At 72.6% G+C, this 12659-nt stretch carries 10 protein-coding genes; all 10 read left to right on the top strand.

Annotated features, from left to right (window positions below):
* Position 1: 1 nt before the first annotated feature.
* The 10 genes from AB0H93_RS00605 (at position 2) to AB0H93_RS00560 (ending at position 12584) form a co-directional block, all read left to right on the top strand.
* Positions 2-1501, top strand: a complete 1500-nt coding sequence (locus tag AB0H93_RS00605) for an FGGY family carbohydrate kinase (protein ID WP_358565181.1) — start codon at positions 2-4, stop codon at positions 1499-1501.
* Positions 1502-1517: 16 nt separating this feature from the next.
* Positions 1518-3191, top strand: coding sequence for a glycerol-3-phosphate dehydrogenase/oxidase (locus tag AB0H93_RS00600; protein WP_358565178.1), 1674 nt, complete (start codon positions 1518-1520; stop codon positions 3189-3191).
* Positions 3188-4741, top strand: coding sequence for an FAD-binding oxidoreductase (locus AB0H93_RS00595; protein ID WP_132480104.1), 1554 nt, complete (start codon positions 3188-3190; stop codon positions 4739-4741). The genes AB0H93_RS00600 and AB0H93_RS00595 overlap by 4 nt, the downstream gene beginning before the upstream one ends.
* Positions 4742-4768: 27 nt before the next feature.
* A complete protein-coding gene (locus AB0H93_RS00590; protein ID WP_132480107.1) occupies positions 4769-5392 on the top strand; it encodes a glycerol-3-phosphate responsive antiterminator in 624 nt (207 codons plus the stop codon).
* Positions 5393-5424: 32 nt separating this feature from the next.
* Positions 5425-5724 (top strand): antibiotic biosynthesis monooxygenase family protein, encoded by a 300-nt coding sequence (locus AB0H93_RS00585; protein ID WP_132480110.1) that lies wholly within the window; start codon positions 5425-5427, stop codon positions 5722-5724.
* Positions 5724-6845, top strand: coding sequence for a zinc-dependent alcohol dehydrogenase family protein (locus tag AB0H93_RS00580; protein ID WP_358566850.1), 1122 nt, complete (start codon positions 5724-5726; stop codon positions 6843-6845). The genes AB0H93_RS00585 and AB0H93_RS00580 overlap by 1 nt, the downstream gene beginning before the upstream one ends.
* A 142-nt stretch (positions 6846-6987) precedes the next feature.
* Positions 6988-9321, top strand: a complete 2334-nt coding sequence (locus tag AB0H93_RS00575) for a molybdopterin cofactor-binding domain-containing protein (protein WP_358565174.1) — start codon at positions 6988-6990, stop codon at positions 9319-9321.
* 9 nt (positions 9322-9330) lie between these two features.
* On the top strand, positions 9331-9810 hold the full coding sequence (locus AB0H93_RS00570) for a (2Fe-2S)-binding protein (RefSeq protein WP_358565171.1): 480 nt from the start codon (positions 9331-9333) through the stop codon (positions 9808-9810).
* A gap of 96 nt (positions 9811-9906) precedes the next feature.
* On the top strand, positions 9907-10665 hold the full coding sequence (locus AB0H93_RS00565) for a metallophosphoesterase family protein (RefSeq protein WP_358565168.1): 759 nt from the start codon (positions 9907-9909) through the stop codon (positions 10663-10665).
* 269 nt (positions 10666-10934) lie between these two features.
* Positions 10935-12584, top strand: a complete 1650-nt coding sequence (locus AB0H93_RS00560) for a helix-turn-helix domain-containing protein (RefSeq protein WP_358565165.1) — start codon at positions 10935-10937, stop codon at positions 12582-12584.
* Positions 12585-12659 lie beyond the last annotated feature (75 nt).

The raw sequence follows: 12659 nt of genomic DNA, 5'->3' as shown, positions 1-12659 counted from the left end.
CATGAGCAGTTCGCAACGAGGCGTGCTGTCGATCGATGAAGGCTCGACCGGCACGCGCGCGGCCGTGGTCACGGCGGACGGATCGAGCGGGCCGTCGTTCTACCGGCCGATCGCCGTGGTCCACCCCGACCCGCTGCGGGTCGAGCAGGACGCCGGCGAGCTCTGGCGGCACACCCTGGAAGTGGCGCGGCAGGCCGTGGCGTGGGCCGCGGACAGCGGCGTCGAGATCGTCGGGGTGGCGCTGTGCACGCAGCGCGCGACCGCGGTCCTGTGGGACCGGGTCACCGGGCAGCCGCTGGCCCCCGCCGTGGTCTGGCAGGACCGCCGGTACGCGGCGGAACTCGAAGCGCTGGCGCAGCAGTGGGACCCGGTGCTGCTGCCGCGCACCGGCCGGCCGGTCGGCAGCCGGTCGCCGTTCCTGTGGGCCGCCCGGCAGATCGCGGAGAACCCGGAGGCACGGGCCGCCGCGGACGCCGGACGGCTGCTGTTCGGCTCGATCGACACCTGGCTGAGCTGGAACCTCAACGGCGGCACCGCGCACGCCGTCTCCGCCAGCAACGCGGCGGCGCTCGGCGGCTACCTGCTGCGCGAGCACGCGTGGGATCCGGACTGGCTCGCCGCGGTCGGCTACCCGCAGGAACTGGCGCCGCCGCTGTCCGACGACGACGGCGACTTCGGGTGCACCGACCCCGAGGTGCTCGGCATCCGGGTGCCCATCGCCGCGGCGATGGGGGACCAGCACGCGTCGCTGATCGCCCTGGGCGCGCTGGAACCCGGCCAGGGCATGTGCATGCACGGCACCGGCACCTTCGTCGGCGCGCTCACCGGCGACGAGCCGGCCGACGCCGCCAACGCCGTCGACGGCGTGCTCGCGCTGGTCGGCTGGCGCTCCGGCGGCCGCAGCCGCTTCAGCCTGGAGGCCTACACGTCGACGACGGGTTCGGCGCTGCGCTGGCTGGTCGAGGACCTGCAGCTGTTCGACTCCGCCGAGCGGATCAGCGAACTCGCCGCCACGCACCCGCGCGACCGGGACACGTGGTTCGTGCCCACGCTCGCCGGGCTGCGGACGCCGCTGGCGGTGCCCGGCGCCCGGGCCTGCCTGACCGGCCTGAGCCTGGCCACCACCCGCGCCGCCATCGCCCGCGCCGTCCTGGAAGGCATCGCGCACTCCGTGTGCGACACCGCCGACGGGCTCCGGTCCACGATGGACGGACCGCTGACCCGGCTGCGCGTCGGCGGCGGGCTGGCGGCCAGCGACGCGCTGATGCAGAGCCAGGCCGACCTCTCCGGCATCCCCATCGAGCGGGTGGCCGACTCCGCCACCGCGAGCCTGCGCGGCGTCGCGTACCTCGCCGGCGTCCGGCTCGGCCTGTGGGGATCGCTCGACGAGGTCGTCGGAGCGCGCCCCGTCGGCCGCACCTTCGAACCCACGACCACCGACCACGAACGGCAGGAGCTGCGCGCCGAATGGCAGCGGGAGCTCCGGAAGTCACTGCCCTGAACGAAGAAGGAACATCATGATGAAACTGCCGTCCCGGCGGCCCAACTCGGCCGCGGCGAAGGCCACCCCCGGCGCTCCGGTGATCCTGGACCGCCGGCGGGCACTGCGGCGACTCGCCGACGCGGAGTTCGACGTGCTGGTGATCGGCGGCGGGATCACCGGCGCCTACACCGCGCTCGACGCGGTCTCCCGCGGATTCTCCGTGGCGCTGGTGGAACGCGACGACTTCGCCTCCGGCACGTCGTCGAAGTCGTCGAAGATGGTGCACGGCGGGCTGCGCTACATCGAGCAGGGCAACGTGAACCTGGTCCGGCACTCGCTGCTGGAGCGGCACCGGTTCCGCCGCAACGCGCCGCACCTGGTGCAGCGCCTGCCGTTCCTGTTCCCGATCCTGGAGCAGGAAGGCGTTTTCGACCCCCGCATCGCGAAGGCCTTCGAGGGTCTGCTGTGGACCTACGACCTGGTCGGCGGCTGGCGGATCGGGCGCCTGCACCAGCGGCTCACCCCCAACGAGGTGCTCTCCCACGCGCCGACGCTGCGCGCGGACCAACTCAAGGGCGGCTTCCTGTACTACGACAGCCGCACCGACGACGCCCGCCTCACCCTCACCGTCGTTCGCACCGCCGCCCACCTCGGAGCGGTCGTCGCCAACGGCGCGAAGGTCGAGCGGCTGCTCAAGGACGGCGGCCGGGTGCGCGGCGCCGTCGTCCACGCCGACGGCGAGGACATCGACGTGCGCGCCCGAGTCGTGGTGAACGCGACCGGCGTGTGGACCGACGAACTCGACGTGCTGGCCGACGACGCGCACCGCCCGCAGGTCCGCCCGGCCAAGGGCGTGCACATCGTGGTGCCCTGGTCGAAGATCCGCAACGACTGCACGGTCACGGTGCCGATCCCGGGCCGCGCCCGGCGCGCGACCTGCACCCGCTGGGGCGATGTCGTCGTCCTCGGCACCACCGACACCGACTACGACGGCTCCGTCGACGACGTGCACTGCACCCGTGAGGAGATGGAGTTCCTCCTCGACGGCGCCAACGTCGCCTTCAACAGCGGCATCACCGCCGACGACGTGCTCGGCAGCTTCGGCGGGCTGCGCCCGCTGGTCGGCGGCAAGGAGGGCGCCACCCTCGACATGCGGCGCGACCACCACATCAGCGTGGGCGGCGGCGGCATGGTCACGGTGACCGGCGGCAAGCTCACCACCAGCCGCCACATGGGCGAGCTCGTGGTGGACAAGGTCGCCGGGCTGCTCGGGCGGAAGACCCGCAGCCGCACCGCGAAGCTCCCGCTGCTCGGCGGCGCCGGCTACGACCCCGAGGCGGTCACCGCCTCCGGCGGCACGGCCGCGCACCTCGGCGGGCGCTACGGCACCGAGTCGCGCTTCGTGAGCGCGCTGATCACCGAGGACCCCGCGCTCGCCGAGCCGCTGGTGGACGGCCAGCCGCACCTGAAGGCCGAGGTCGTCTACGCGGCGCGGTCCGAGATGGCGCGCTCGGTCGACGACGTGCTCTCCCGCCGCACCCGCCTGCGGCTGTTCGCCCGCGACGCCTCCGCGGCAGCCGCGCCGGTCGTCGGTGAACTCCTCGGCACCGAGCTCGGGCTCAGCGCCGACACCATCGCCGGACAAGTAAGCAGCTACCGGGCGGACATCGCCCGCGAGAAGTCGATCCTGTTGGGAGAGAAGGCATGATCAGCCGCCAGACCATCACCCACCCGTTCAACCGCGGCAAGTACGTCGTCGGAGCCCCGACCCCGCCCCGCTACGGCGCGGGCACCCCGGTCGGCAAGGGCGCGGCGTCGCTGCAGACCACCGCGGTCGAGGTCCCGGGCGCGGTCGTGGAATCGCTGCGCGGCATCGCCGACGCCGTGCACACCGACCGCGACGAGGTCGTGCTGCGCACCCGCGACTGGTGGGCGGGTTCGATGATCGGCGAGACCGCCGACAGCCCGGCCACCCCGGACGCGGTGATCGTCGAGGTCAGCACCGTCGAGCAGATCCAGGCCGTGACCCGGCTGTGCAACGAGCACACCCTGCCGCTGACCGTCTCCGCCGGCCGCAGCAACGTCACCGGCGCGGCCCTGCCGGTGTTCGGCGGCGTCGTGCTCGACGTCTGCGGCCTCACCGGCATCGTCTCCTTCGACGCGGAATCGCAGGTCGTCGAGGTCCGGGCCGGCATGTTCGGCGACGTCTTCGAGAAGGAGCTGCAGGAGGTCCACGGCGCCACCACCGGGCACTGGCCGTCGGCGTTCGCGATCTCCACCGTCGGCGGCTGGGTCGCCTGCCGCGGCGCCGGCCAGCTGTCCACCCGCTACGGCAAGATCGAGGACATGGTCGTCGGGCTCGACGTGGTCCTCGCCGACGGCACGCTGGCGACCTTCGGCGACTACCCGCGCGCCGCGACCGGCCCCGACCTGCGGCAGCTGTTCGTCGGCTCGGAAGGCACCCTGGGCATCATCACCTCGGTCCGGCTGCGCACCCACCCGCTGCCCGAGTACGCCAAGGCCATCGCCTACGGCTTCGACACCTTCGCCGAGGGGCTGGAGGCCTGCCGGCTGATCATGCAGCGCGGCGCGACCCCGGCCGCGATGCGCCTCTACGACAAGCTGGAGAGCGGCACCCACTTCGGGCACCCCGACACGAACCTGCTGCTGATCGCCGACGAAGGCGACCCGGTGATCGTGGACGCGAGCATCGCGGTCAGCGCCGAGGTGTGCGCGGAGCACGGGATCGAGCTCGACGGCCAGGCGGTGTTCGAGCGCTGGCTGGACGAGCGGATGCTGGTCGGCAAGTCCGCGGACGGCTTCACCCCCGGCCCCGGGTTCGTCGCCGACACCCTCGAGATGGCCGGGCCGTGGGCGAAGCTGCCCGCCATCTACGACGAGGTGGTGGCCGCGATCTGCGCGGTGCCCGGCACGCTGGCGTCCTCGGCGCACCAGTCGCACGCCTACACCGACGGCGCCTGCCTGTACTTCTCGCTGCGCGGCGAGGTCGAGCCGGAGCAGCGGCGGCAGTGGTACCGCGCGGCGTGGGACGCGGCCAACGCGGTGCTGATCCGGCACGGCGCGGCGCTGAGCCACCACCACGGGTCCGGGCTGCTGCGCGGCCCGTACCTGGCCGACGCGCTCGGCTCCGGGTTCCCGGCGTTCGAGGCGGTCAAGAACGCGCTCGACCCGCGCGGCGTGCTCAACCCGGGCAAGCTGGGCCTGCCCACGTCGTTCGGCACCGGGCCGCTCGACTGAACCACCGGGCGGGTAAGAGTAACGGGCATGAGTGAACCTTCCACGCGTCCGCGCCGACCGCTGAACCCGCTGATCGAGGCGGCTTTCGCGGACGTCCCGGTGTGCGCCTCGGTGGTCGGTGCGGCGCGGGTCAAGGACTTCGCCGCCGCACCGACCGCGGTCGGTGTCCTGGCGTCGATCCCGGTGGGAGAGCTGCCGAAGGTCGTCCGGGTGCTGGTGCACCTGAAGAAGACCGTGTTCGTCAACATCGACGCCTGTCCCGGCCTCGCCCAGGACCGCGGCGCGATCGACTTCCTGACCGAGATCGGCGCGCAGGGCGTGGTCAGCACCCGGGCCGCGCTGATCGACCGGGCCGGGGCGCTGGACATGCTGACGATGCAGAAGGTCTTCGTCACCGACCGGTCGAACCTGAACCGGAGCCTGGAAGGCGTCGGCCGGAGCAACCCGGACCTGGTCGAGGTGATGCCCGCCCCGATCATCCCGTGGATGCCCGAGGAGGCCCGCCGCGTGCTGTCGCCGTTCGTCGCGGCGGGCTTCGTCACCGATGTGGCCGGGGTGGCGCACTCGCTGGCGATGGGCGCGGTCGCGGCGGCCACCTCGGACCCCGGGCTCTGGTCGCTGACCCGCGATCGGCTGCGGGCCGGGAAATGACCCGCGCACAACACTTTCAACAACGGAGAGCCATGAGTTTCGTCGTGATCGCACGGTACGTCACCAACCCCGGCAAGCGGGACGAGGTGCTGGACCTGCTGGCGCCGATGGCGGCGGCGTCGCTGGCCGAGCCGGGCTGCCGCCGCTATGGCCTGCACGCCGGCACCGACGACGACGTCGTCGCCATCGTCGAGGAGTACGACACCGAGGCGGACTTCGCCGCGCACTGCGAATCCGAGCACTTCAAGCGGATCGTGCTCGGCCAGGTCGTGCCGCTGCTGGCCGAGCGCGTGGTCACCCGCTGCGTGCCGGTCGCCGGGGCGGGCGCGTGATGCGGGTCCGCGCGGCAGTCCTGCGGGAATCCGGTCGCGAAGCGCCCTACGCGGCGTCGCGGCCCATCGACGTCACGACGCTGGAGCTCGACCCGCCGGGGCCCGGCGAACTGCTGGTGCGGGTCCGGGCCGCCGGGCTGTGCCACTCCGACCTGTCGGTGATCAACGGCTCGCGGCGCAGGCCGCTGCCGATGGCGCTCGGGCACGAGGCGGCCGGCGAGGTCGTCGAGGCCGGCGCGGGCAGCGGTTTCGAGCCCGGCGACCACGTGGTGCTCGCCTTCGTGCCGTCCTGCGGCGACTGCGAGCGCTGCGTGGCCGGCCGCCCGGCCCTGTGCGGCCCGGGCGCCGCGGCGAACGGGCAGGGCGCCCTGCTCGGCGGCGGCATGCGGTGGCGGGCCGACGACGGCTCGCGGCCGTACCACCACCTCGGCGTGTCGGCGTTCGCCGAGCACATCGTCGTGTCGGCCCGCTCGGCGGTGAAGGTCGACGCCGACCTCCCCTTCGAGATCGCCGCCCTGTTCGGCTGCGCCGTCCTGACCGGTGCGGGCGCGGCCCTGCACTCGGCGCAGATCCAGGCGGGGGAGAGCGTCGCGGTGTTCGGCCTCGGTGGCGTCGGCCTCGCGGCGCTGCTGATGGCGAAGGCGTCCGGAGCGTCCACATTGGTCGCCGTCGACGTCGTCGAGCACAAGCGGGAGCTGGCCGCCCGGCTCGGCGCGACCCACACCGTGGCGGGCGGCCCGGAGGCCGTCGAGCGGATCCGCGAGATCACCGGCGGTGGCGCCGAGAAGGTGATCGACACGACCGGCGTCGCGCCCGTCCTGAGGCAGGCCTACGACGCGACCCGCAGCGGCGGCACCACGGTCACCGTCGGCCTCCCGGACCCCGAGGCGCAGCTCTCCCTGCCCGCGCTGAGCCTGGTCGCGGAGGAGAAGACGCTGCGGGGCAGTTACCTCGGATCGTGCGTGCCGAGGCGGGACGTGCCGCGCTTCATCGAGCTGTACCGGTCGGGCGCGCTCCCCGTCGACGCGCTGCTGTCCCACCGGCTCACCCTCGACGAGATCAACGAGGGGTTCGACCGCCTGGCCGACGGCACCGCCATCCGCCAAGTCGTCGTCCTCTGACCGCCGGCGCCGCCCGGGACCAGCGAGAACCGCCGGTCCCGGGCGGTTCGCGCGGTGCGGCCGGTGTTCAATTTCTGAACAGTTGCGCGGGCACGCCGAACCTAAGGTGATCGTCGCCACACTCGGTGTCGAGAGGACGACGATGACTTCGCACCGCGCACCCCGCGCCACCACGCGGCCACCGGACGAACCCGGCCCCGGGCTCACCGGGCGCCGGCGCTTCCTCGGCTACCTGCTGGCCGCACCCACGCTGGTCGCCGCGGCCAGGCTGGCGGGCCCGCCGGCCGCCGAGGCGGCCGTGCCCAGCCCCGGACTCACCGACGCCTACGACCTGTCCGACGCGCTGACGCATGCCGCCCTGCCCACCTCGAACCTGATCACGGTGGCGGTGAACCCCGACGGAACGGTGTCCTTCGCGCTGCACCGCGCCGAAGTCGGGCAGGGCATCACGACCGCGGTCGCGATGCTCATCGCCGAGGAGATGTCGCTACCGCTGGAGAAGGTCCGCATCACGCTGGCCGACGCGCGCTCCGAGCTGGTGTTCAACCAGCTCACCGGCGGATCCAACACCATCCACGCGATCTACACCCCGGTGCGCCTCGCGGCGGCCGTCGCGCGCGAGCGGATGAAGCTCACCGCCGCGCAGCAGTGGCACCTCCCGGTCGCCGAACTCGACCTCTCCGACGGCGTCATCACGCACCGGTCCGGGAAGCGGGCGACCTACGGCTCGCTGGCGAAGACCGCGGCCAGCCCGACGACCCGGGAGTTCACCCCGGAGCTCAAGCCCGCCGCCGAGTTCACGATCATCGGCAGGCCGCAGAACCGCATCGACGCGCTCGCCGCCGTCACCGGCCGCAAGCAGTTCGCGATGGACCTCGACGTGCCGGGCGCCAAGCCCACCATGGTCCGCCGGGCGCCGACGATCAACGGCACCGCGCGCTCGATCCGCAACGCCGACCAGGTGCTGACCATGCCGGGCATCACCGACGTCGCGATCATCTCCACCGGCGTCGCGGTGCGCGGCGAGACCTTCGGCCAGTGCATCGACGCCGTCCGCGCCCTCGACGTGACCTGGGCACCGGGCACTGTGGACGGTGAATCCGACGAGACGTTGCTGCGCAAGCTCAAGGCCGCGACGCCGCCGGTCAAGCCGGCGCTGCCGCTGACGACCGCGGTCGACGCAGAATTCACCTTCGCCTTCGCCAGCAACACGCCGCTGGAGACCAACTGCGCGGTCGCCGACGTGCGGAAGGACCGGGCGGAGATCTGGTCCAGCCTCAAGGTCCCGATCATCGCCAAGCAGCAGATCGCCCAGCGCCTCGGGCTGCCGGAGACCGCGGTCACCGTGCACGTGGTGGAAGGCGGCGGATCCTTCGGCCGCCACCTCTTCCACGACGCGGCGATGGAGGCCGCCGAGGCGTCCCGGGCGTTCGGCAAACCGGTCCGGCTGATGTGGCACCGCACCGACGACTTCCGGCACGGCCGGGCGCACCCGATGTGCTTCTCCCGGATCCGGGCGACCTGCGCCGCCGGCGAGGTGCTGACCTTCGAGCAGTACCACACCAGCGTGAAAACCGATTTCGGGCACGGTTTCGGCGAACTCATCACCGGCACCGTCACGGAACCGGAACTCGGCAACTACTCGGTTGCGCAGACGATCTTCCTGCTGTCCCAGCACAGCCCGTACGCCTTCGGCGTCACCACGCAGCTGCTCAACGAGGTTCCACTGGAGTTCCACACCGGCAGCATGCGCAACGTCTACTCGCCCAACGTGCGGTGCGCGCAGGAACTCGTCGTCGACCGGCTGGCCGCCGAGATGGGCAAGGACCCGTTGGCGTTCCGCCGGGAATTCGCCAGGGAGGAGCGCTACCGGAAGGTCCTGGACGTCCTGGCGGAGAAGGGGAGGTGGGGCCGGTCCCTGCCCGCCGGCGTGGCGCAGGGCGTGGCGCTCGCGCACGAGTACAAGGCGGTCGCCGGCGCGCTGGTCGAGATCGACGCGCGGCCGGAAACGGTCGGCCGGGAGGTGCCGGTGCACGAGGGCGTGACCGGGCCGCGCGTCACCCGGGTGACGTTCGTGGTGGATCCGGGCCTGTGCATCAACCCGCGCGGCCTCGAAGCGCAGATGCTCGGCGGGATCAACGACGGCATCGCCACCGCCCTGACCTTCGGCCTGCACATCGAGGACGGCCTGCCGCTGGAAGGCAGCTGGGACAACGGTTTCTACACGCGGCAGTGGAACGTCCCGCCGGAGGTCGAGATCATCATCATGCCCGATTCCGGCGACGATCCCGGCGGTGCGGGCGAACTGGCGGTCGCGCCCACGATGGCCGCGGTGGCCTGCGCGTACGCCAGGGCGACCGGCACGATGCCCACCACCTTCCCGATCAACCACCACGACCCGCTGCGCTTCGAGCCGCTGCCGCGCGAACCGTCCATCCCGCAGTCGCCCACCGACGGCCTGGACAAGGCGTTCTGAGGAGTCCTCATGCCAAAGCACACCTTCAAGCTCAACGGCGAACAGGTCACCGTGGACGTCCCCGGCGAGGTGCGGCTGCTGTGGGTGCTGCGCGACGTCCTCGGCGTGCGCGGACCGAAGTACGGCTGCGGGCTCGGCGTCTGCCAGGCCTGCACCTGCCACATCAACGGCAAGGCCTTCAACCCGTGCTCCGTCCCCGTCTCCGAGATCGGGCCCGACGACGAGATCACCACGATCGAGGGCTTACCGGCGACCGTCGGCGAGGACCTGCACCCGATGCAGCAGGCCTGGCTGGACCGGGACGTCCCGCAGTGCGGCTACTGCCAGCCGGGCCAGATCATGACGGCGGTCGCGACGGTCCGCAAGGTCCGCGAGGAGGGCCGCGAGATCGGCGACGAGGACCTCGACAAGATCCGCAACGTCTGCCGGTGCGGCACCTACCAGCGAATCCGCGAGGCGATCAGGGCAGGCGCCGACGCGACCGAGTAGACCGGGAACCGCCGGTGGGCGGCCGGCCGAGGCCGCCCGCCCACCGCGCCGCGGTTTCGCTGTCAGCTGGATCGGTTGCCGGCGGCGGAGTTGACCATGGACGCTGATCGCATGGTCGCCTCCGTTGCAGTGCTGTCCGACATCCACGGTGTCCTGCCCGCGCTGGAAGCCGTCCTGGCCGAACCCGACGTCGCCGCTGCCGAGCGGGTGGTGCTCACCGGCGACATCGCTGCGGGACCGCAGCCCGTCGAGGTGCTGGACCGCCTCGCCGATCTCGGCGAGCGCGCGATCTGGGTGCGGGGCAACGCCGATCGCGCCCTGGTGGAGCTCGCCCGCGGCGACGGCCTCGACGTCCGCGGATCGATCGCGGAGTGGGCCGCGGCGCAGCTGCGCTCCGACCAGGTCGCGCTCCTCGACACGCTGCCGCATCCCGTGACGCTGCGCGTCAACGGTTTCGGCGACGTCCTGTTCTGCCACGCGACTCCGCGCGATGACGACGAAATGGTCCTCGTCGACTCGCCGATGGACCGCTGGGCCGAGGTGCTCGCAACCGTGCCGGACGCCGTCTCGACGGTCGTGTGCGGGCACACCCACATGCAGTTCGTGCGCCTCGCCCACGGGCGCCAGATCGTGAACGCCGGCAGCGTCGGCATGCCGTACGGCCGCCCGGGCGCGCACTGGGCGCTGCTGGCCGATGGGGTGGTTTCGTTGCGCCGCACCATGTTCGACCTCGACGAAGCGTGCGCGGCCGTGACCGGGGGATCGACGTTCCCGGAAGCCGGGGAGTGGGCGGACTTCCACATCCGCGCCCGCGCGACCGACGCGTACGCGCTGGAAAAACTGCGCAGCCTCTGACACCGGACCGGCACATCGTTGATGTTGGGCGGGTAAAATTCCTGGTGCAGCCGCCGGACGCGCCGCACTACGGCGTCCCCTTCCTGCTGGCCGCGTTGTTCCGCCGCCCGGCGGCTCGTTGACCACCTCGTACTACTGGCGGTGCGTGCGTTCGGGGGTATTGCACCCGCGCGGCTGCTTGATTCGGTGGCGGGGGTCACAGATAATCCGACGTTAACTTTCGTTAACGCAGCGCCGGATGCATGACCGGGCGGGGCCGGGAGGAAGCGGTGAATCCGAGCGGGAACCAGGTAGTGCGTCCCGAGATCGCCTCGTCCTGGCGGCGCACCAGCATGAGCGGGCTCCGCCCGGAGTCGGCGCTGGACCGGTTGCACATCGCCGAGTTCGACACCGCCAGCCGGCTCATGCGCGCCGCCGGACCGGTGCTGGACGAACTCGCCACGCGCCTGGTGGACACCACCTTCTGCATCGCGCTCGCCGACAGCTCCTGCCGGATCGTGGACCGCCGGTTCACCGACCTGCGCACCGAGCTCGCGCTGAACCGGATCAGCGCCGTGCCCGGCGCGCAGTTCACCGAGGAACACGCGGGCACCAACGCGCTCGGCACGCCGTTCGAGGTCATGCGCGGGGTCGCGGTGCACGGCGCGGAGCACTTCGTCGAGGCGCTCAAGGCGTTCAGCTGCTACGGCCACCCGATCCGCCATCCCGTGACCCGCCGGATCGAAGGCGTCCTGGACATCACCGGCCTGGCCCGCGAGGCCAATCCGCTGTTCGCGCCGCTGCTGCAACGCGCCGTCGAAGACATCGAGCAGCGGCTGTGGGAAGGTGCGCGGCAATCGGAGAAGCGCCTGCTGCGGGCGTTCCAGCACGCCTCCCGCAGCCCGTGCCGGGCCGTGGTGGCGATCGGCGGCGAGCTCGTCCTGACCAACCGGGCCGCACTCGACCTGCTGGAACCCCCGGACCACGCCGTGCTGCGCGACCTCGTCTCCGGCGTGACCGGATCCGCCTCCCGCGACCTGGTGCTGGGTTCGGGCGCGGCCGTGCACCTGCGGGCCGAGAAGGTCACCGGCACGGCCGACGGCTACCTGGTCGAGCTGACGCCCCGCGCCCGCACGCGGGTCCCGGTGCCGCGCGGCCGGGTGGCCGAGAACCGGCGAACCGGACTGGACCAGCAGCTTGCCGAGCTGAGCAGGCGAGCGGGGCCGGTGCTCATCGCCGGCGAACCCGGCTCCGGGCGCACCTCCGCGGCACGCGCCATCGCCGGCCCGCGAACCGTGCAGGTGCTCGACGCCGCGGACGTGGTCGTCGTCGGCGAACAGGAGTGGGCCAAGCGGCTCCGCTCGCCGAACCCGGGCGCGGAAGTCCTCGTCGTCGAAGGGATCGAGCTGCTGTCCGACGCGCTGTGCGCGGGTCTGGCGCGAATGCTCGCGGACGATCCGGGCGTGCGCCTCGTGCTCACCTCCGCGCCGCGATCCGAGCTGCCGCCGCGGGTGCTGAGCCTCGCGGCGACCTGCCCGTCCCGCGTGGAACTGCCGCCGCTGCGCAACCGGACCGACGAGTTCGCGGCGATCGCGCGCACCATGCTCGCCGAGCTCCGGGCCGACCTGCGCATCGCGCCGAGCGCATTCGAGGCGCTGATCGCCCAGCAGTGGCCCGGGAACCTCCGGGAACTGGCCGGGGTGCTCCGCGGCGTCACCGAGCGGCGCACGGTCGGCGACATCACCGTCGCGGACCTCCCGGCCGGCTACCGCGACGCCGGCCGCACCGCCAGGCTGAGCAGGAGGGAGCGGGCCGAACGCGACGCCATCACCGAGGCCTTGCGCGACACCGGCGGCAACAAGGTGCAGGCGGCGCAGCGCCTGGGCATCAGCCGCACCACGCTGTACAGCAGGATGCGCGCGCTCGGGGTGTCCCGTTGAGGTGTTCAGTTCTTGAACAGTTACCGCCCGCGCGTGGCCGCGAACATGGTCCCCGTCACAACGACGTGAGGAGGC

Source organism: Saccharopolyspora sp. NPDC050642, from assembly GCF_040654735.1.
Taxonomy (GTDB): domain Bacteria; phylum Actinomycetota; class Actinomycetes; order Mycobacteriales; family Pseudonocardiaceae; genus Saccharopolyspora; species Saccharopolyspora elongata.
The sequence above is the reverse complement of the archived record's forward strand: the minus strand, read 5'-3'. Positions and strand labels throughout refer to the sequence as shown.

What these genes read in the sequence shown, in the direction of transcription:
- AB0H93_RS00605 (WP_358565181.1), top strand. Translation starts at nt 2, where the DNA reads ATGAGCAGTTCGCAACGAGGCGTGCTGTCGATCGATGAAGGCTCGACC.
- AB0H93_RS00600 (WP_358565178.1), top strand. Translation starts at nt 1,518, where the DNA reads ATGATGAAACTGCCGTCCCGGCGGCCCAACTCGGCCGCGGCGAAGGCC.
- AB0H93_RS00595 (WP_132480104.1), top strand. Translation starts at nt 3,188, where the DNA reads ATGATCAGCCGCCAGACCATCACCCACCCGTTCAACCGCGGCAAGTAC.
- AB0H93_RS00590 (WP_132480107.1), top strand. Translation starts at nt 4,769, where the DNA reads ATGAGTGAACCTTCCACGCGTCCGCGCCGACCGCTGAACCCGCTGATC.
- AB0H93_RS00585 (WP_132480110.1), top strand. Translation starts at nt 5,425, where the DNA reads ATGAGTTTCGTCGTGATCGCACGGTACGTCACCAACCCCGGCAAGCGG.
- AB0H93_RS00580 (WP_358566850.1), top strand. Translation starts at nt 5,724, where the DNA reads ATGCGGGTCCGCGCGGCAGTCCTGCGGGAATCCGGTCGCGAAGCGCCC.
- AB0H93_RS00575 (WP_358565174.1), top strand. Translation starts at nt 6,988, where the DNA reads ATGACTTCGCACCGCGCACCCCGCGCCACCACGCGGCCACCGGACGAA.
- AB0H93_RS00570 (WP_358565171.1), top strand. Translation starts at nt 9,331, where the DNA reads ATGCCAAAGCACACCTTCAAGCTCAACGGCGAACAGGTCACCGTGGAC.
- AB0H93_RS00565 (WP_358565168.1), top strand. Translation starts at nt 9,907, where the DNA reads ATGGACGCTGATCGCATGGTCGCCTCCGTTGCAGTGCTGTCCGACATC.